Genomic DNA, 16,362 nt, shown 5'->3' with positions numbered 1-16,362 from the left:
CCCGGCGGTCGCCAGTCGATCTACCCGCGAGTAGCATCCTGGTCATGGCAGACACCCAGGTTGACGAGAAGCAGTCCGCGAAGACCGAGCGGAAGGCGGCGAAGCTCGCCAAGCAGATCGGCGCCTTCGCCAAGGCGCACGGCGGCGCCGAGGGCCAGCTCGCGTACATCGGCCAGGCGGGCACCCGCATCGTGCTCGTCGGCGAGGACGGCGGCTGGGGCGACCTGGTCGCGCCGACCCACGAGATCGCCCTCAGGGCCGCGGAGAAGTCCGGCATCACCCTGCACGAGTCCTTCGACGGCGACTACGCGCTGAAGGTCCGCACCGGACCGTACGAGTGGACCCGGATGGCCGGCATCCAGATCGGCGGCCCGTCGAACGGCTGACCGCTCCGTGCCCTGCAAGGGCACGGGAAAGCGGCCGTTGCGGCCCGGGGCAACACCTCGCGCGGGGCTCACCCGTTAGGACGGGTGGAACGCCGTCCACCGCTGGGAGCCCCGGATGATCGACACGCCGTCCTTGGTGGATCAGTACTGCCACGGCGTCCTCCGCACGGAGCTGGGCCTCGGCACCTTCGAGGCCCACCTCGGCAGCACCGCCGGGCCGCCCGCGCCCGGCACCACCTTCTTCGACACCCAGACCGGCTTCGCGGTGCGCCGCTGGTGCCCGCCGCTGCTCGGCCTGGAACCGCACTGCCCGCCCGCGGGCTACCTCGCGCGCCGCCGGGAGCTGGGGGTCCTCGAATCCGGCAGGCGGCTGCTGCGGGCCAGCGGGATCTCCACCTACCTCGTGGACACCGGACTTCCCGGCGACCTCACCGGAGTGCCCGAGATCGCCGCCGCCGGCATGGCGGACGCCCATGAGATCGTGCGCCTGGAGCTGCTCGCCGAACAGGTCGCCGACACCTCGGGCACCGTCGACTCGTTCCTCGCCAACCTCGCCGAGGCCGTGCACGGCGCGGCCGTCTCGGCCGTCGCCTTCACCTCCGTCGCCGGAGTGCGGCGCGGCGTCTCCCTGGAACCCGAGCCGCCCGGACCCGGCGAGGTGCGCGGCGCCACCGGGCGCTGGCTGGACGGAAGGACCGTCGGCGGCCGGCTCACCGACCCCGTACTGCTGCGGCATCTGCTCTGGATCGCCGTCGCCTCCGGGCGGCCGCTGCAGATGCACGTCGGGGTGGGCGATCCGATGCCGCTGGCGGGCTTCGCGGCGGCCACCGCGGGCCTCGGCACCGATCTGGTGCTGCTCCACGGCTACCCCTACCACCGCCACGCCGCGCATCTGGCGAGCGTCTTCCCGCATGTGTACGCCGACGTCGGGCCCGCCCTGGCCCACACGGGAGCCGGGGCCGCGACGGTCCTCGCCGAGACCCTGGAGCACGCCCCGTTCGGGAAACTGCTGTTCTCCAGCGGGGCCCGGGGGCTGCCCGAGCTCCATGTCGTCGGGGCGCGGATCTTCCGGGAGGCGCTGGACCGGGTGCTCGGCGGCTGGGTGGCCGACGGGGCCTGGTGCCGGGCGGACGCCCAGCGGGTCGCCGGGATGATCGCGGCGGACAACGCCCGCCGCGTCTACGGCCTCGCCGGCTGAGCCGCCGGCCCGGGCCCCGTCAGGCCGCCGCCGGCGGATCGGGCCGGGTCAGGCCGCCGTGAGCGCCGCGTCCGGCGCGGCCGGGGTGCCCGGGGCGGCGAGCGGCCGCTCCCGCAGGCTCAGGGCGAGGCGCAGCACGGCGATCCACATCAGCGAGGAGCCGAGCATGTGCGCGCCGACCAGCAGCTCCGGGACGTCGGTGAAGAACTGCACATAGCCGATGGCGCCCTGTGCGACCAGCACGTAGATCAGCTCCCGGGCGCGCGCCCGGGTGTCGTCCGGCGCGTCCACGATGCGCAGCGCCAGCCACATCCCCACGGCGAGCACGCACACCAGCCACGCCAGCGCCGCGTGCACATGGGCCGCGTCCACCCAGTCGAACGGCATCCTCGGCACGTCGCTGCTGTCGCCCGCGTGCTTGCCGGAGCCGGTCACGATCGTGCCCGCCGCGATCAGCAGCCCCGCCGCCCCGGTCAGCGCCCAGGACAGCCGCCGCACGGGGAGCGGGACCCGGGGCCGCGGCGCGGTGTCGCCCTCGCCCGCCCGGATCCAGGTGACCGTGGCGACCGTCAGCAGCGCGTTCGCCGCGAGGAAGTGCCCGGCCACCGTCCACGGGTTGAGGCCCGCCCAGACGGTGATGCCGCCGAGGACCGCGTTGCTCATCACGACCCAGAACTGCGCCCAGCCCAGCCGGGTGAGCCCCCGGCGCCAGGGCTTGGTCGAGCGGGCCGCGACGATGGCCCAGCCGACCGCCGCCGACAGGACGTACGTCAGCATCCGGTTGCCGAACTCGATGGCGCCGTGGATGCCCTGCTCGGGCGTCGCGAACAGACTGTCGTCCGTGCACTTGGGCCAGGTGTCGCAGCCCAGACCGGAACCGGTCAGCCGGACCGCGCCACCGGTGACGATGATGACCACGCTCATCACGACGGGTGCGAGCGCGGCTCGCCGGAGCACCTTGGGGGACGGCGTCCAGCGCTTGGCGATGTAGGCGAGGGGGGTTTGCACGGCGACTATCGTAAGGGGGCGCTTGTGCGTGTTTTCACGAGGGGCCCTCGGGGAGTCGTCCCGGGGCCGTACGAGCGGCCCGGGGCGGTTCACTCCCAGCGGAAGAACCGCGCCGCCGCGGCGAGGCCCAGCACCGACCAGCCCGTCAGGATCCCCAGCTCGCCCCAGGGCATCGCCGCGCCGTCCCGGAGCACGTCGCGCAGCCCGTCGGAGAGCGCGGAGATCGGCAGCAGCGAGAGGACCGCCTGCGCACTCTCCGGGAACCTGTCCAGCGGCACGATCACCCCGCCGCCGACCAGCAGCAGCAGGAAGACCAGATTGGCCGCGGCGAGCGTCGCCTCGGCCCGGAGCGTGCCGGCCATCAGCAGGCCGAGCCCCGAGAAGGCCGCGGTGCCCGCGACCAGCAGCACCGCCACGGCGACCGGACCGCCCCGCGGCGACCAGCCGAGCCCGAAGGCGATCAGCGTCAGCAGCGCGATCTGCAGGACCTCGGTGACGAGGACCGAGAGCGTCTTGGCCGCCATCAGCGCCCAGCGGGGGAGCGGAGAGGCACCGAGCCGCTTCAGCACGCCGTAGCGGCGCTCGAAGCCGGTGGCGATCGCCTGTCCCGTGAAGGCGGTGGACATCACGGCCAGCGCCAGGACGCCGGGGGCGAGGAAGTCCACGGCCCGGTCCTCGCCCGTGTCGACGATGTCGACCGTCGAGAAGAGCACCAGCAGCAGCGACGGGATGATCACCGTCAGCAGCAGCTGCTCCCCGTTGCGGAGCAGCATCCGGGTCTCCAGAGCCGCCTGCGCCGCGATCATGCGGGCGACCGGGGCGCCGCCCGGCCGCGGGGCGTACGTGCCGCGGCCTCCGGGCGAGTCCGGTCCGCCGGACGTCCTGTCCGTGGTCACCTCAGCGGTCACGACCGCAGCTCCTTCCCCGTGAGCTCCAGGAAGACGTCCTCGAGGGTGTGGCGCTCCACCGAGATGCCGTCCGGCATCACCCCGTGCTGAGCGCACCAGGAGGTGACGGTGGCGAGCAGCTGCGGGTCGACGGTCCCGCTGATCCGGTACGCGCCCGGCGTCAGCTCCGCCGCAGCGGTGCCGTCCGGCAGCGCCTTCAGCAGGGAGCCGAGGTCGAGGCCCGGGCGGCCGGTGAAACGGAGGGTGTTCTCCGCGCCGCCCCGGCACAGCTGCTCGGGGCTGCCCTGGGCGGCGACCCGCCCCGCGTCGATGATCGCGACGTCGTCGGCGAGAGCTTCCGCCTCGTCCATGAAGTGCGTGGTCAGCACCACCGTCACCCCGTCGGTGCGCAGCTCGCGCACCAGGTTCCAGGTGGCGCGGCGGGCCTGGGGGTCGAGTCCGGCGGTCGGCTCGTCCAGGAAGACCAGTTCGGGACGGCCGACGACGGCCATGGCGAGTGCCAGCCGCTGCTGCTGCCCGCCCGAGAGCCGCCGGTAGGTCGTCCGCCCGCACGAACCGAGGCCGAGCCGTTCGATCAGGGCGTCCACGTCGAGGGGGTGGGCGTGCAGCTTCGCCATGTGACGCAGCATCTCGTCGGCGCGGGCGCCCGAGTAGACACCGCCGGACTGGAGCATCACGCCGATCCGCGGCCGCAGCCGCGAGGCGTCGGCGACCGGGTCGAGGCCGAGGACGCGGACCGTGCCGGAGTCGGCGCGGCGGTAGCCCTCGCAGGTCTCGACGGTGGTGGTCTTCCCGGCCCCGTTCGGGCCGAGGACGGCGGTGACCGTGCCGGTGCGGACGTCGAGGTCGAGCCCGTCCACCGCGGTTCTGGCTCCGTACCGCTTGACCAGGCCCCGTACCCGGACGGCGGACTCGTTGTTCATGCCGGGCAGTCTAAGGAGGGGCGACGGCCGTCCGGGGCGCCGGGGCGGGATCCCGGCGGCCCGGAGGGCATGGATCCGGCCACCCGCGGGGCGCCCCGGAGGAGGGCGGCGGCTGCCTCCGGCGGCCGGGTGGAGCGGGCGCCCCGGGAGGGACGAATCGCCGGTCAGCGGGGGTCGGGGCGCTCGCCGGGGGCCTTCGGCGGAGGGCGCGGAGCCTCCCGGGATTGATCCCACGAATGATCGTTTCCGCAGGTCAGGTTAGGTTTCCCTAAGTGATGCACGGCACCGTCCACCCGGCGGACGCGGCTTGTCAGTCTCTCTGGAATTACGCAACAATGGCGTTGTGAAAAACGGCGGAGCTGTGGGGGAGTCCCCCCAGGAGGAGCTCGCGACCGGGGAGCGGTCAACCCGCAACCGGGTCGCGCGGTCGATCCTGGACCACGGGCCGTCCACCGTCGCCGACCTCGCCGGCCGTCTCGGGCTCACCCAGGCAGCCGTACGCCGTCATCTGGACGCGCTCGTCTCCGACGACGTCGTCGTCGCGCGCGAGCAGCGCGTGTACGGCGCGCGCACCCGGGGCAGGCCCGCCAAGGTCTTCGCACTCACCGACTGCGGCCGGGACGCCTTCGACCAGTCCTACGACGCGCTCGCCGTCGACGCCCTCCGCTGGATCGAGGAGAACGCGGGAGGCGAGGCCGCCGTCGCCGCCTTCGCCCGCGACCGGATGGAGGCCCAGGCCGAGGCGTACCGCCGGGCCGTGGAGGCCGCCGATCCCGAGGCGCGCACCGAGGCTCTGGCCAAGGCGTTGACCGCAGACGGGTACGCTGCTACGGCGCGTAACGCACCGGTCGGCGAGCAGCTGTGTCAGCACCACTGCCCCGTCGCCCATGTGGCCGAGCGGTACCCGCAGCTGTGCGAGGCGGAGACCGAGGTCTTCTCCCGTCTGCTCGGCACGCACGTACAGCGTCTGGCCACCATCGCCCACGGCGACGGCGTGTGCACGACCTTCATCCCGAAGGCCGGCCACCGGTCCGACGACCGGCCGGCCGACGGGTCCGGCAGGACCAGCACGACCAGCAACACCGAAAAGACCACTTCGCAAGCATCTGCAAGCACGGCCGGGAGGAACCCCGCATGACTCTCCCCACGGAGACTGCCCACCCTGAGCTCGAGGGCCTGGGCAAGTACGAATACGGCTGGGCCGACTCCGACGTCGCAGGCGCCGCGGCAAAGCGCGGCCTCTCGGAGGACGTGGTCCGGGACATCTCCGCGAAGAAGTCCGAGCCCGAGTGGATGCTGAAGATGCGTCTGAAGGGCCTGAAGCTCTTCGAGAAGAAGCCCATGCCGAACTGGGGCTCCGACCTCTCCGGCATCGACTTCGACAACATCAAGTACTTCGTGCGGTCCACGGAGAAGCAGGCGGAGTCCTGGGAGGACCTGCCCGAGGACATCAAGAACACGTACGACAAGCTCGGCATCCCCGAGGCCGAGAAGCAGCGCCTCGTGGCCGGTGTCGCCGCGCAGTACGAGTCCGAGGTCGTCTACCACCAGATCCGCGAGGACCTGGAGGAGCAGGGCGTCATCTTCCTGGACACCGACACCGCGCTGAAGGAGCACCCGGAGCTCTTCAAGGAGTACTTCGGCACGGTCATCCCGGCCGGCGACAACAAGTTCGCCTCGCTGAACACCGCGGTGTGGTCCGGCGGCTCCTTCATCTACGTGCCGAAGGGCGTGCACGTCGAGATCCCGCTCCAGGCCTACTTCCGGATCAACACCGAGAACATGGGCCAGTTCGAGCGGACGCTGATCATCGTCGACGAGGACGCGTACGTCCACTACGTCGAGGGCTGCACCGCCCCGATCTACTCCTCGGACTCGCTGCACAGCGCCGTGGTCGAGATCATCGTCAAGAAGGGCGCCCGCTGCCGCTACACGACCATCCAGAACTGGTCGAACAACGTCTACAACCTGGTCACCAAGCGCGCCGTGGCGTACGAGGGCGCGACCATGGAGTGGGTCGACGGCAACATCGGGTCCAAGGTCACGATGAAGTACCCCGCCGTGTACCTGATGGGCGAGCACGCCAAGGGCGAGACCCTGTCCATCGCCTTCGCGGGCGAGGGCCAGCACCAGGACGCCGGCGCCAAGATGGTCCACATGGCCCCGAACACCTCCTCGAACATCGTCTCCAAGTCGGTGGCGCGAGGCGGCGGCCGGACCTCCTACCGCGGTCTCATCGAGATCGGCGAGGGCGCCCCCGGTGCCAAGTCCAACGTGCTCTGCGACGCCCTGCTCGTCGACACGATCTCCCGGTCCGACACCTACCCGTACGTCGACGTCCGCGAGGACGACGTCTCCATGGGGCACGAGGCAACCGTCTCCAAGGTCTCCGACGACCAGCTCTTCTACCTGATGAGCCGCGGACTCTCCGAGGACGAGGCGATGGCGATGATCGTGCGCGGCTTCGTCGAGCCGATCGCCAAGGAACTGCCGATGGAGTACGCCCTGGAGCTCAACCGGCTGATCGAGCTGCAGATGGAAGGCGCGGTCGGCTGAGGCCGTCGCCCCACCCGCAGCGAGCAGATTTCTTCACGTAGGAAGCGAGCAAGACGACAGCCATGGCTGAGGCTCAGAACTCCCCCACCCTCCGCTCCGCCCGGGCGGGGGGATCCCTACCGGTGGGCTCCACCACCGCCGGGTCGATCGCGGTGGCCGCCGAGTCGACCGTCGCCACGCGCATGAGCGCGCCCCCGTCCTTCGACGTGGCGGACTTCCCGGTCCCGCACGGCCGCGAGGAGGAGTGGCGGTTCACGCCGCTGGAGCGCCTGAAGGGTCTCCACGACGGCACCGCGAAGGCAGACGGTTCGATCAAGGCGGAGGTGAACGCCCCCGACGGCGTCACCGTCGAGTCCGTCGGCCGCGACGACGCGCGCATCGGCAAGGCGGGCACGCCCGTCGACCGGGTCGCCGCGCAGGCGTTCTCCTCCTTCGAGAAGGCCACCGTCGTCTCGATCCCCAAGGAGACGGTCCTGACCGAGCCGGTGCGGGTCGCCCTGCACGGCGAGGGCGGCACCACCTTCGGGCACACGGTCTTCGAGATCGGCGCCTTCGCCGAGGTCGTCATCGTCATCGACCACACCGGCGACGCCGTGCGCTCCGCCAACGTGGACTTCCTGATCGGCGACGGCGCCAAGGTCACCTTCGTCTCCGTCCAGGACTGGGACGACACCGCGGTGCACTGTTCGCAGCACAACGCCCTCATCGGCCGCGACGCGACCTTCAGGTCGGTCGTCGTGACCTTCGGCGGCGACGTCGTACGCCTCCACCCGCGCATCTCGTACGCGGGTCCGGGCGGCGAGGCCGAACTGTTCGGTCTGTACTTCACCGACGCCGGGCAGCACCAGGAGCACCGCCTCCTGGTCACGCACAACGCCCCGCACTGCAAGTCGAACGTCGTCTACAAGGGCGCGCTCCAAGGCGACAGCGCGCACGCCGTCTGGATCGGCGACGTCCTCATCCAGGCCGAGGCCGAGGGCACCGACACCTACGAGATGAACCGCAACCTGGTTCTGACCGACGGCGCCCGTGTCGACTCCGTGCCGAACCTGGAGATCGAGACCGGCGAGATCGTCGGTGCCGGCCACGCCTCCACCACCGGCCGTTTCGACGACGAGCAGCTCTTCTACCTGATGGCCCGGGGCATCCCGGAGGCCGAGGCCCGCCGCCTCGTCGTCCGCGGGTTCTTCGCCGAGCTCGTCCAGCAGATCGGCCTGCCGGATGTGGAGGAGCGCCTCATCGCCAAGATCGAGGCGGAGCTGGAGGCGTCCGTCTGATGGCCTTCGTCCGCGCCTGTGGGCTGAGCGAGCTGGAGGAGGACACCCCGAAGCGGGTGGAACTCGACGGCACGCCGGTCTCCGTCGTCCGCACGGAGGGCGAGGTGTTCGCGATCCACGACATCTGCTCGCACGCGAACGTCTCCCTCTCCGAGGGCGAGGTGGAGGACTGCCAGATCGAGTGCTGGCTGCACGGCTCCAGCTTCGACCTCCGCACCGGCAAGCCGTCCGGCCTTCCCGCGACGCGCCCCGTCCCCGTGTATCCCGTAAAGATCGAAGGGGACGATGTGCTCGTCTCCGTCACCCAGGAGTCCTGAGTCACCCATGGCAACGCTTGAAATCCGCGACCTGCACGTCTCCGTCGAGGCCGAGAACGGCCCCCGGGAGATCCTCAAGGGCGTCGACCTGACCGTGAAGCAGGGCGAGACCCACGCCATCATGGGCCCCAACGGCTCCGGCAAGTCGACCCTCGCCTACTCCCTCGCGGGCCACCCCAAGTACACGATCACCGGTGGCACCGTGACCCTGGACGGCGAGGACGTCCTGGAGATGTCCGTCGACGAGCGCGCCCGCGCCGGCGTCTTCCTCGCGATGCAGTACCCCGTCGAGGTCCCCGGTGTCTCGGTCTCCAACTTCCTGCGCACCTCCGCCACCGCCATCCGCGGCGAGGCCCCCAAGCTGCGCACCTGGGTGAAGGAGGTCAAGGAGACCATGGAGCGTCTCCAGATGGACCCGGCCTTCGCCGAGCGGAACGTGAACGAGGGCTTCTCCGGCGGTGAGAAGAAGCGGCACGAGATCCTCCAGCTGGAGCTCCTCAAGCCGAAGATCGCGATCCTCGACGAGACGGACTCCGGCCTCGACGTCGACGCGCTGCGCACCGTCTCCGAAGGCGTCAACCGCGTCCGCGAGACCGGTGAGGTCGGCACCCTGCTGATCACCCACTACACGCGCATCCTGCGCTACATCAAGCCCGACTTCGTCCACGTGTTCGCGAACGGCCGCATCGCCGAGTCCGGCGGCGCCGAGCTCGCCGACAAGCTCGAGGCCGAGGGCTACGAGGCATACACGAAGGGTGGCGTATCCGCGTGACACAGATGCCGGGCCTCCTCGACACCGAGGCGATCCGCAAGGACTTCCCGATCCTGGACCGCGTGGTCCACGACGGCAGGAAGCTCGTGTACCTGGACAACGCGGCGACCTCGCAGAAGCCGCGCCAGGTGCTGGACGCACTCGCCGAGTACTACGAGCGCTACAACGCCAATGTCCACCGCGGTGTGCACGTGCTCGCCGAGGAGGCCACGGCACTGTACGAGGGCGCTCGCGACAAGGTCGCCTCCTTCGTCAACGCGCCGAGCCGCGACGAGGTGATCTTCACCAAGAACGCGTCGGAGTCGCTTAACCTCGTGGCGAACATGCTGGGCTGGGCCGACGAGCCCTACCGCGTGGACCGCGAGACCGAGATAGTCATCACGGAGATGGAGCACCACTCCAACATCGTTCCCTGGCAGCTGCTGGCGCAGCGCACGGGCGCGAAACTGAAGTGGTTCGGACTGACCGACGACGGCCGCCTCGACCTCTCCAACATCGAGGAGGTCATCACGGAGAAGACGAAGATCGTCTCCTTCACGCTGGTCTCCAACATCCTGGGGACGGTCAACCCGGTCGAGCAGATCGTCCGCCGGGCGCAGGACGTCGGCGCGCTCGTCCTCGTCGACGCCTCGCAGGCCGCCCCGCACATGCCCCTGGACGTCCAGGCGCTCGGCGCCGACTTCGTGGCCTTCACCGGCCACAAGATGTGCGGCCCGACGGGCATCGGCGTGCTCTGGGGCCGCCAGGAGCTCCTGGAGGACCTGCCTCCGTTCCTGGGCGGCGGCGAGATGATCGAGACCGTGTCGATGCACTCGTCGACGTACGCCCCGGCGCCGCACAAGTTCGAGGCGGGTACGCCCCCGATCGCCCAGGCCGTCGGCCTCGGCGCAGCGGTGGACTACCTGAGCGCGATCGGCATGGACAGGATCGCGCAGCACGAGCACGCGATCACCGAGTACGCGGTCCAGCGGCTGCAGCAGGTCCCCGACCTGCGGATCATCGGCCCGGTCACGGCCGAGGACCGCGGTGCGGCGATCTCCTTCGTGCTCGGGGACATCCACCCGCACGACGTGGGGCAGGTGCTGGACGAGCAGGGCATCGCCGTCCGGGTCGGCCACCACTGCGCACGGCCGGTGTGCCTCCGGTACGGAATTCCCGCGACCACGAGGGCGTCGTTCTATCTGTACTCCACGCCGGGCGAGGTGGACGCACTGATCGACGGCCTGGAGCACGTCCGCAACTTCTTCGGCTGAGGGGCCTGACGTGAAGCTTGATTCGATGTACCAGGACGTCATCCTGGACCACTACAAGCACCCGCACGGGCGGGGCTTGCGGGACGGCGACGCCGAGGTGCACCACGTCAACCCCACCTGCGGCGACGAGATCACGATGCGCGTGAAGTACGACGGCACGCGCATCGCGGACGTCTCCTACGAGGGCCAGGGCTGTTCCATCAGCCAGGCGTCCGCCTCCGTGCTGAACGAACTTCTCGTCGGCAAGGAGCTCGCCGAGGCGCAGAAGATCCAGGCGACGTTCCTGGAGCTGATGCAGTCCAAGGGCCAGATCGAGCCGGACGACGCGATGGAGGAGGTGCTGGAGGACGCGGTCGCGTTCGCCGGCGTCTCCAAGTACCCGGCGCGCGTGAAGTGCGCCCTCCTGAGCTGGATGGCATGGAAGGACGCGACGGCGCAGGCGCTGTCCGAAGGGAAGACCGCATGACTGAGAACCGCGAGACCACGGCGGAGAAGGAGTGGCCGGACGAGGAGACCTTCTCCTCCTCCGAGGCCGCGGCGCCGACGAGCACGAAGGCCTCCGAGGAGGAGGTCCGCGAGGCCCTGTACGACGTCGTCGACCCCGAGCTGGGCATCGACGTGGTCAACCTCGGGCTGATCTACGGCATCCACATCGACGACGCCAACATCGCGACCCTGGACATGACGCTGACGTCGGCGGCCTGCCCGCTGACGGACGTGATCGAGGACCAGGCGAAGGCCGCGACCGACGGCATCGTCAACGAGCTGAAGATCAACTGGGTCTGGATGCCGCCGTGGGGTCCGGACAAGATCACGGACGACGGCCGTGAGCAGCTGAGGGCGCTCGGCTTCAACGTCTGACGCCGCGACGCCCCCGGGGACGGCGGGATCCCGCACGGGAACGCCCGTCCCCCGGGGAGCGTCCGGCACGCCGGGCACGTAATCGTCCGGCGCGAGTCCGCAGGGAGCGGAACGGCCGTGCCCGCCGGGGAGACCGGCGGGCACGGCCGTTCGCGTGCGGTGGCGCGTCGCCGGCTGCCCGTCGTGCGTTCAGCCGGCGACGGGCGGCGCCGGCGGCTGCGGTCCCGGCGCAGCCGCGGGGGCGCCCGCGGCCGAGGCCAGGACCGGCGCCAGGTTCTCGTTGCGCATGCGCTGGTCGACGTAGAGCAGACCGTTCACCAGCTGGGGGAACGTCGACGTGACGATCTGGGCGACCAGCTGCCCGACCAGGGCGAGGGCGAACCAGCCGGACATCCCGACGAGGAAAGTGGCGAGGTCCTCGCCCTCGTCCAGAGTCGCGGTGCCCGCCATCGGGAAGGCGGTCGCCACGTCGACCGACTGGCGGATCGCGAAACTCACCGCCGCCGCCATCAGATAGGCCAGCAGCGAGATCCCGAAGATCCGCCACCAGCCGCCGCGCACCAGGTCCCAGGAGCGGCGCATCGACCGGATCGGTCCCTGGCCCTCGAAGACCGCGACGTGCGGGGCGAGGCTGAACTTCACCCAGAGCCAGACCGCGACCGGCGCGGTGGCCAGCACCCCCAGGAAGCCGAGCGCGGCGAGCCCGCCCGCGCCACCGCCGCCGTCGCCGTCCAGCGACGTCACCAGGCTGACCATGAGGGCCACGAGGCCGAGCATCATCAGGGCCATCGGCACGACAGCGATCAGGCCGGTGAGCAGGACCGTCCCGAGCACTGCAGGAACCTTTCCCCAGGCGCGGCGCCAGACCGTGCCGAAGACGACCGGCCGCCCGAGCACGGTGTCCTGGAGGACGGCCGGCACGGCGGCCGTGACCACCGCCGTCGACACGAGCAGCACCACGACGGCGAACACCCAGACGGATGCGAGCGCGACCACCAGCGGCTGCGCCTGGTCCCAGGACGGGTCCTCGCCCGGCGGCAGGTCGATGATCTCGTGCAGGCCGTCGCCGACCGCCGAGTAGGCGAGCACCAGCGCCCCACCGACCGCCAGCGCGGCGAGGACGTAGACGGCGACGGCCGTGCCGTAGAGCTGCTTCCAGCCACGGCCGATCGTCGCGAAGGCACCGCTGAGGACATCGCCGAGATCGAGCGGGCGCAGCGGTATCACTCCGGGCTTGGGGGCCGGAGGAGGTCCCCAGCCGCCCCACCCGGGTGCCGCGCCGTGGCCCTGCGCCCCGCCGTACGGTCCGGGTCCCGGCCCCATGTTGTCCGACATTCGTCTTGCCCCCGCCCAGTCGTCCCCACCCTGACCGGGACACGGTAGCTGGCCTGGGCATGCCAGGGAGCGCCCCGGTGTCCCCGTCTCGTTGCGTACGGGCGTACCCATCGTTGTGTACAGTCGTACACATGGCTTACGGACTGCTGGCCGCGGCGATCGCGGCCGAGGTCGCCGGCACCACGGCGATGAAGTACAGCGAGGGCTTCACCCGGCTCTGGCCCTCGCTGGCCACGGTCATCGGCTATGTGATCGCCTTCGCCCTGCTCGCACAGACGCTGAAGACGCTCTCCGTCGGCACGGCGTACGCGATCTGGGCGGGTGTCGGGACCGCCGCCGTCGCTGCGATCGGCATGGTGTTCCTGAACGAGTCCACCAGCCTCCTGAGGATCGCCGGGATCGCGCTGGTCGTCGCGGGAGTCGTCGTGCTCAACCTCGGCGGCGCGCACTGATGGGGCGCCGGTACGACCCCGAACGGCGGCAGCGCATCATCGACGCCGCCATCCGGGTGACCGGACGAGACGGCATCGCGGGGCTGAGCCACCGGACGGTCGCCGCCGAGGCGGATGTGCCGCTCGGCTCGACCACGTATCACTTCGCCTCGCTGGACGAACTGATGGTCGCCGCGCTGCGCCAGGCCAACGAGGGTTTCGCGGCGGCCGTCCGGGACAGCGAGGCCCTCGCGGACCCCGGCAAGGACCCGGCCGCGGAGCTGGCCCGGCTGATGGGGGAGTGGCTCGGGGGCGAACGGACCGGAGTGGAGCTGGATTACGAGCTCTACCTCGCCGCCCTGCGCCGCCCCGCGCTGCGCCCGGTTGCCGCGGAATGGACCGACGGCATCACCGAGGTGCTCGCCCGCCGCAGCGACCCGGTGACGGCGCGGGCCCTGGTGGCCCTCATGGACGGGATCTGCCTGCAAGTGCTGCTCACGGACACCGCCTACGACGAGGAGTACGCGCGGGAGATGCTGGGCCGGCTCCTTCGGCGCCGCGAAACCGTGAGCCCGGACGCGGTCTCCGGGTGACAGGGGATGTGACGCCGACCGACGGCAGCCATGAGACCGTGGTGCGCCCCGGCGCGGTGGCGGAGCGCGGTGTCGTCGACCGACCGGGAGCGCGGTCCTGACCGCCGGGGGCGCGAGCCGGGCCGCCGCGACCGGCACCTGAGACCGGTTCGCCCCCGCCCGCCCCCGCCGGTTAGGTTCTCCTCATGACTGACTCGCCCGACAGCACCACCGCACCCCGCCCCACCGGCGCCGTCGCCGCCGGCCTCGCCACCATCGCCGGCGACGGCACCGTGCTCGACACCTGGTTCCCCGCCCCGGAGCTCTCCGCCGAGCCCGGACCGGCCGGCACCGAGCGGCTCACGCCCGACCAGGCCGTCAACCTGCTCGGCGAAGGCGCCGCCAGGGCCGTGGGCGTGGACGCCCGGCGCGAGGTCGAGATCGTCGCCGTCCGCACGGTGATCGCTTCGCTCGACGAGAAGCCGATCGACGCGCACGACGCCTACCTGCGCCTCCACCTGCTCTCGCACCGGCTCGTGCGGCCGCACGGCCAGAGCCTCGACGGCGTCTTCGGGCTGCTCGCCAACGTCGCCTGGACCTCCCTGGGGCCGGTCGCCGTCGACAACGTCGAAAGGGTGCGCCTCAACGCCCGCGCCGAGGGCCTCCACCTCCAGGTGACCTCGATCGACAAGTTCCCGCGGATGACGGACTACGTCACACCCAAGGGCGTCCGTATCGCCGACGCGGACCGCGTCCGGCTCGGCGCGCACCTCGCCGAGGGCACCACGGTCATGCACGAGGGCTTCGTCAACTTCAACGCGGGCACCCTCGGCACGTCCATGGTCGAGGGCCGCATCTCCGCGGGCGTCGTGATCGGCGACGGCTCCGACATCGGCGGCGGCGCCTCCACCATGGGCACCCTCTCCGGCGGCGGCAACGTGATCATCTCCGTCGGCGAGCGCTGCCTCATCGGTGCCGAGGCGGGTGTCGGGATCGCGCTCGGCGACGAGTGCGTCGTCGAGGCCGGTCTCTACGTCACCGCGGGCACCCGCGTCACGATGCCCGACGGCCAGATCGTCAAGGCCCGTGAGCTCTCCGGCGCCTCGAACATCCTCTTCCGCCGGAACTCGGTGACCGGCGCCGTCGAGGCCCGCCCGAACAACGCGGTCTGGGGCGGTCTCAACGAGGTGCTCCACAGCCACAACTGAGGCCCGCGGCCCGGCACACCGGGGAGCGGAGGTCCGCTCCCCGGGGATCGCCGACGCTTTCGTGTGACTCCGCGTGACCTCCGGCGCCGCCTGACGGATGAACAGGTGACCGTGGAGTCGGACGAAATGCCAAGGCGAGGAAACGACATGAAGACCAGGACGGCCGTGCTCGCAACGCTGGTGCTGTGGGCCGTGGCGGGACCGTGCGGGCTCGCGCACGCCGACGAGACCCACAGCGACTCTCACAACGCCCCGGTGGTCGCGCTGGTCTCGACCGGCCAGATCGACGATCCGCTCGAGGACGTCCTGGAGCATGCCGCGGTCCTCGGCACCACCTACGTCCACGACTGAGCCGGCCCGAGGAGCGCCGGCGCCGGGCCCGCCTGCCGGTCCGGCGGGTACAGCCGGGCCAGCTCCTCGTACGCCGCCAGCAGCCCGCCCGCCGTCTCCCGGTCGGCGGGCTGCAGCGGTTCCCGCACCGGTCCGGCCGGCAGTCCGATCGCCCCCAGCAGGGCCTTCGCGGTCACCGTGCCCGGCAGCCCCGACGCCATCATCAGCTCGGTGAGCGGCAGCGTGAGCTGGTTGAGCGCGGTGGCTTCGGCCGTCCGGCCCGCGTCGAAGGCGTCGAGGACGGCCCTCATCGGGCGCGGGGCGGCGTTCGCGACCGTGCTGACGAAGCCGGCGGCGCCCACCGCGTAGAGCGGAAGGTTCGTCTCCTCGCAGCCCGAGTAGTACGCGAGCGAGGTCCGGGCGATCACCTTGCTGCTGCCGAGCAGGTCGTACGCGCAGTCCTTCACGGCCACGATCCGCGGGTGCGCGGACACGCGCATCAGGGTGTCCGGCTCGATGCGGGTGCCGGTCCGGCCCGGGATGTCGTACAGCATCAGCGGAATGCCCACCGCGTCCGCGACCTGCCGGAAGTGGGCCGTGAGGGCGGCCTGCGGCGGTCTGCTGTAGTACGGGGTGACCACCAGCAGGCCGTCCGCCCCAGCGTTCTGGGCCGCCCGGCCCAGCTCGACGGTGTGCCGGGTGCTCGCGCTGCCGACGCCGGCGACGACGGCCGCCCGATCGCCCACAGCCTCGCGCACGGCGCGCACCAGCGCGGTCTTCTCGGCGTCGGTGGTGGTGGGCGACTCACCGGTGGTGCCGTTCAGCACCAGCCCGTCGCAGCCCTCGGCCACCAGATGCGAGGCCAGCTTCTGTGCGCCGTCCAGGTCGGGCCCGCCGTCCGCGGTGAAGGGCGTGATCATCGCGCAGAGTGCGCGGCCGAACGGGCGGGGTCGAGGTCGTGGCATCGTCATGCCCGAAGTGTCCGGCCTTGCGACTGTGAAGGTCTACTTAGATTTTCTTTGGACCA

Annotated in this window: 19 protein-coding genes; 14 read left to right on the top strand and 5 right to left on the bottom strand. The window is 71.4% G+C overall.

Annotated features, from left to right (window positions below; translation table 11 throughout):
- The first annotated feature begins 44 nt into the window (after positions 1 to 44).
- Both BLT82_RS07810 and BLT82_RS07805 read left to right on the top strand, forming a co-directional pair.
- Positions 45 to 386 (top strand): hypothetical protein, encoded by a 342-nt coding sequence (locus BLT82_RS07810; protein WP_093653126.1) that lies wholly within the window; start codon positions 45 to 47, stop codon positions 384 to 386.
- Positions 387 to 501: 115 nt separating this feature from the next.
- Positions 502 to 1,584, top strand: a complete 1,083-nt coding sequence (locus BLT82_RS07805; RefSeq protein WP_093653125.1) for an amidohydrolase family protein — start codon at positions 502 to 504, stop codon at positions 1,582 to 1,584.
- Between the two features lie 48 nt (positions 1,585 to 1,632).
- Here BLT82_RS07805 and BLT82_RS07800 read toward each other — a convergent pair whose 3' ends face one another.
- The 3 genes from BLT82_RS07800 to BLT82_RS07790 form a co-directional block, all read right to left on the bottom strand.
- Complete coding sequence (locus tag BLT82_RS07800) at positions 1,633 to 2,601, bottom strand: COX15/CtaA family protein (protein WP_093653344.1); 969 nt, start codon at positions 2,599 to 2,601, stop codon at positions 1,633 to 1,635.
- Between the two features lie 80 nt (positions 2,602 to 2,681).
- Complete coding sequence (locus BLT82_RS07795) at positions 2,682 to 3,398, bottom strand: ABC transporter permease (RefSeq protein WP_167745988.1); 717 nt, start codon at positions 3,396 to 3,398, stop codon at positions 2,682 to 2,684.
- 98 nt (positions 3,399 to 3,496) lie between these two features.
- Positions 3,497 to 4,423, bottom strand: coding sequence for an ABC transporter ATP-binding protein (locus BLT82_RS07790; RefSeq protein ID WP_093653123.1), 927 nt, complete (start codon positions 4,421 to 4,423; stop codon positions 3,497 to 3,499).
- A gap of 343 nt (positions 4,424 to 4,766) precedes the next feature.
- Between BLT82_RS07790 and BLT82_RS07785 the strand changes: the two genes are divergently transcribed.
- The 8 genes from BLT82_RS07785 (at position 4,767) to BLT82_RS07750 (ending at position 11,459) form a co-directional block, all read left to right on the top strand.
- Entirely contained in the window at positions 4,767 to 5,561 is a 795-nt protein-coding gene (locus BLT82_RS07785; RefSeq protein WP_093653122.1) for a helix-turn-helix transcriptional regulator, read from the top strand.
- Positions 5,558 to 6,979, top strand: a complete 1,422-nt coding sequence (gene sufB, locus BLT82_RS07780) for a Fe-S cluster assembly protein SufB (protein ID WP_093653121.1) — start codon at positions 5,558 to 5,560, stop codon at positions 6,977 to 6,979. The genes BLT82_RS07785 and sufB overlap by 4 nt, the downstream gene beginning before the upstream one ends.
- 62 nt (positions 6,980 to 7,041) lie before the next feature.
- The gene (sufD, locus tag BLT82_RS07775) at positions 7,042 to 8,256 is read left to right on the top strand and encodes a Fe-S cluster assembly protein SufD (protein WP_093653120.1); all 1,215 of its coding nucleotides are present in this window, start codon (positions 7,042 to 7,044) and stop codon (positions 8,254 to 8,256) included.
- Positions 8,256 to 8,573, top strand: a complete 318-nt coding sequence (locus BLT82_RS07770) for a non-heme iron oxygenase ferredoxin subunit (RefSeq protein ID WP_017948817.1) — start codon at positions 8,256 to 8,258, stop codon at positions 8,571 to 8,573. Before sufD ends, BLT82_RS07770 begins: the two co-directional genes overlap by 1 nt.
- 7 nt (positions 8,574 to 8,580) lie before the next feature.
- A complete protein-coding gene (sufC, locus tag BLT82_RS07765; protein ID WP_093653119.1) occupies positions 8,581 to 9,345 on the top strand; it encodes a Fe-S cluster assembly ATPase SufC in 765 nt (254 codons plus the stop codon).
- Positions 9,342 to 10,598, top strand: a complete 1,257-nt coding sequence (locus BLT82_RS07760) for a cysteine desulfurase (protein WP_093653118.1) — start codon at positions 9,342 to 9,344, stop codon at positions 10,596 to 10,598. Before sufC ends, BLT82_RS07760 begins: the two co-directional genes overlap by 4 nt.
- 10 nt (positions 10,599 to 10,608) lie before the next feature.
- The gene (gene sufU / locus BLT82_RS07755; protein WP_026165434.1) at positions 10,609 to 11,064 is read left to right on the top strand and encodes a Fe-S cluster assembly sulfur transfer protein SufU; all 456 of its coding nucleotides are present in this window, start codon (positions 10,609 to 10,611) and stop codon (positions 11,062 to 11,064) included.
- Positions 11,061 to 11,459, top strand: a complete 399-nt coding sequence (locus BLT82_RS07750) for a metal-sulfur cluster assembly factor (protein ID WP_093653117.1) — start codon at positions 11,061 to 11,063, stop codon at positions 11,457 to 11,459. The genes sufU and BLT82_RS07750 overlap by 4 nt, the downstream gene beginning before the upstream one ends.
- A 189-nt stretch (positions 11,460 to 11,648) precedes the next feature.
- On the opposite strand, the gene BLT82_RS07745 is transcribed toward BLT82_RS07750, so the two are convergent.
- Positions 11,649 to 12,794: a DUF7847 domain-containing protein gene (locus tag BLT82_RS07745; protein ID WP_244291878.1), complete on the bottom strand. Its 1,146-nt coding sequence runs from the start codon at positions 12,792 to 12,794 to the stop codon at positions 11,649 to 11,651.
- Positions 12,795 to 12,925: 131 nt separating this feature from the next.
- Between BLT82_RS07745 and BLT82_RS07740 the strand changes: the two genes are divergently transcribed.
- From BLT82_RS07740 to BLT82_RS07725, 4 genes are all read left to right on the top strand, one after another.
- Complete coding sequence (locus BLT82_RS07740; RefSeq protein ID WP_093653115.1) at positions 12,926 to 13,246, top strand: DMT family transporter; 321 nt, start codon at positions 12,926 to 12,928, stop codon at positions 13,244 to 13,246.
- Positions 13,246 to 13,818, top strand: coding sequence for a TetR/AcrR family transcriptional regulator (locus tag BLT82_RS07735; RefSeq protein WP_093653114.1), 573 nt, complete (start codon positions 13,246 to 13,248; stop codon positions 13,816 to 13,818). Before BLT82_RS07740 ends, BLT82_RS07735 begins: the two co-directional genes overlap by 1 nt.
- 185 nt (positions 13,819 to 14,003) lie before the next feature.
- On the top strand, positions 14,004 to 15,005 hold the full coding sequence (gene dapD, locus BLT82_RS07730; protein ID WP_093653113.1) for a 2,3,4,5-tetrahydropyridine-2,6-dicarboxylate N-succinyltransferase: 1,002 nt from the start codon (positions 14,004 to 14,006) through the stop codon (positions 15,003 to 15,005).
- Between the two features lie 147 nt (positions 15,006 to 15,152).
- Complete coding sequence (locus BLT82_RS07725; protein WP_093653112.1) at positions 15,153 to 15,356, top strand: hypothetical protein; 204 nt, start codon at positions 15,153 to 15,155, stop codon at positions 15,354 to 15,356.
- On the opposite strand, the gene dapA is transcribed toward BLT82_RS07725, so the two are convergent.
- Positions 15,341 to 16,300 carry a 4-hydroxy-tetrahydrodipicolinate synthase gene (dapA, locus tag BLT82_RS07720; RefSeq protein WP_404203428.1) on the bottom strand — a complete coding sequence of 320 codons (960 nt, stop codon included), beginning with the start codon at positions 16,298 to 16,300 and terminating at the stop codon, positions 15,341 to 15,343. The two genes, BLT82_RS07725 and dapA, sit on opposite strands and share 16 nt — an antisense overlap.
- Between the last annotated feature and the right edge of the window lie 62 nt (positions 16,301 to 16,362).

It is taken from the genome of Streptomyces wuyuanensis (assembly GCF_900103455.1).
Lineage (GTDB): Bacteria > Actinomycetota > Actinomycetes > Streptomycetales > Streptomycetaceae > Streptomyces > Streptomyces wuyuanensis.
This window is presented reverse-complemented; position numbering and strand designations above follow the sequence as displayed.

Excerpts from the sequence above, each read along its gene's own strand:
- BLT82_RS07810 (WP_093653126.1), top strand. The coding sequence starts at position 45 with ATGGCAGACACCCAGGTTGACGAGAAGCAGTCCGCGAAGACCGAGCGG.
- BLT82_RS07805 (WP_093653125.1), top strand. The coding sequence starts at position 502 with ATGATCGACACGCCGTCCTTGGTGGATCAGTACTGCCACGGCGTCCTC.
- BLT82_RS07795 (WP_167745988.1), bottom strand. The coding sequence starts at position 3,398 with ATGATCGCGGCGCAGGCGGCTCTGGAGACCCGGATGCTGCTCCGCAAC.
- BLT82_RS07790 (WP_093653123.1), bottom strand. The coding sequence starts at position 4,423 with ATGAACAACGAGTCCGCCGTCCGGGTACGGGGCCTGGTCAAGCGGTAC.
- sufB (WP_093653121.1), top strand. The coding sequence starts at position 5,558 with ATGACTCTCCCCACGGAGACTGCCCACCCTGAGCTCGAGGGCCTGGGC.
- sufD (WP_093653120.1), top strand. The coding sequence starts at position 7,042 with ATGGCTGAGGCTCAGAACTCCCCCACCCTCCGCTCCGCCCGGGCGGGG.
- BLT82_RS07770 (WP_017948817.1), top strand. The coding sequence starts at position 8,256 with ATGGCCTTCGTCCGCGCCTGTGGGCTGAGCGAGCTGGAGGAGGACACC.
- sufC (WP_093653119.1), top strand. The coding sequence starts at position 8,581 with ATGGCAACGCTTGAAATCCGCGACCTGCACGTCTCCGTCGAGGCCGAG.
- BLT82_RS07750 (WP_093653117.1), top strand. The coding sequence starts at position 11,061 with ATGACTGAGAACCGCGAGACCACGGCGGAGAAGGAGTGGCCGGACGAG.
- BLT82_RS07745 (WP_244291878.1), bottom strand. The coding sequence starts at position 12,794 with ATGTCGGACAACATGGGGCCGGGACCCGGACCGTACGGCGGGGCGCAG.
- BLT82_RS07740 (WP_093653115.1), top strand. The coding sequence starts at position 12,926 with ATGGCTTACGGACTGCTGGCCGCGGCGATCGCGGCCGAGGTCGCCGGC.
- BLT82_RS07735 (WP_093653114.1), top strand. The coding sequence starts at position 13,246 with ATGGGGCGCCGGTACGACCCCGAACGGCGGCAGCGCATCATCGACGCC.
- dapD (WP_093653113.1), top strand. The coding sequence starts at position 14,004 with ATGACTGACTCGCCCGACAGCACCACCGCACCCCGCCCCACCGGCGCC.
- BLT82_RS07725 (WP_093653112.1), top strand. The coding sequence starts at position 15,153 with ATGAAGACCAGGACGGCCGTGCTCGCAACGCTGGTGCTGTGGGCCGTG.
- dapA (WP_404203428.1), bottom strand. The coding sequence starts at position 16,300 with ATGCCACGACCTCGACCCCGCCCGTTCGGCCGCGCACTCTGCGCGATG.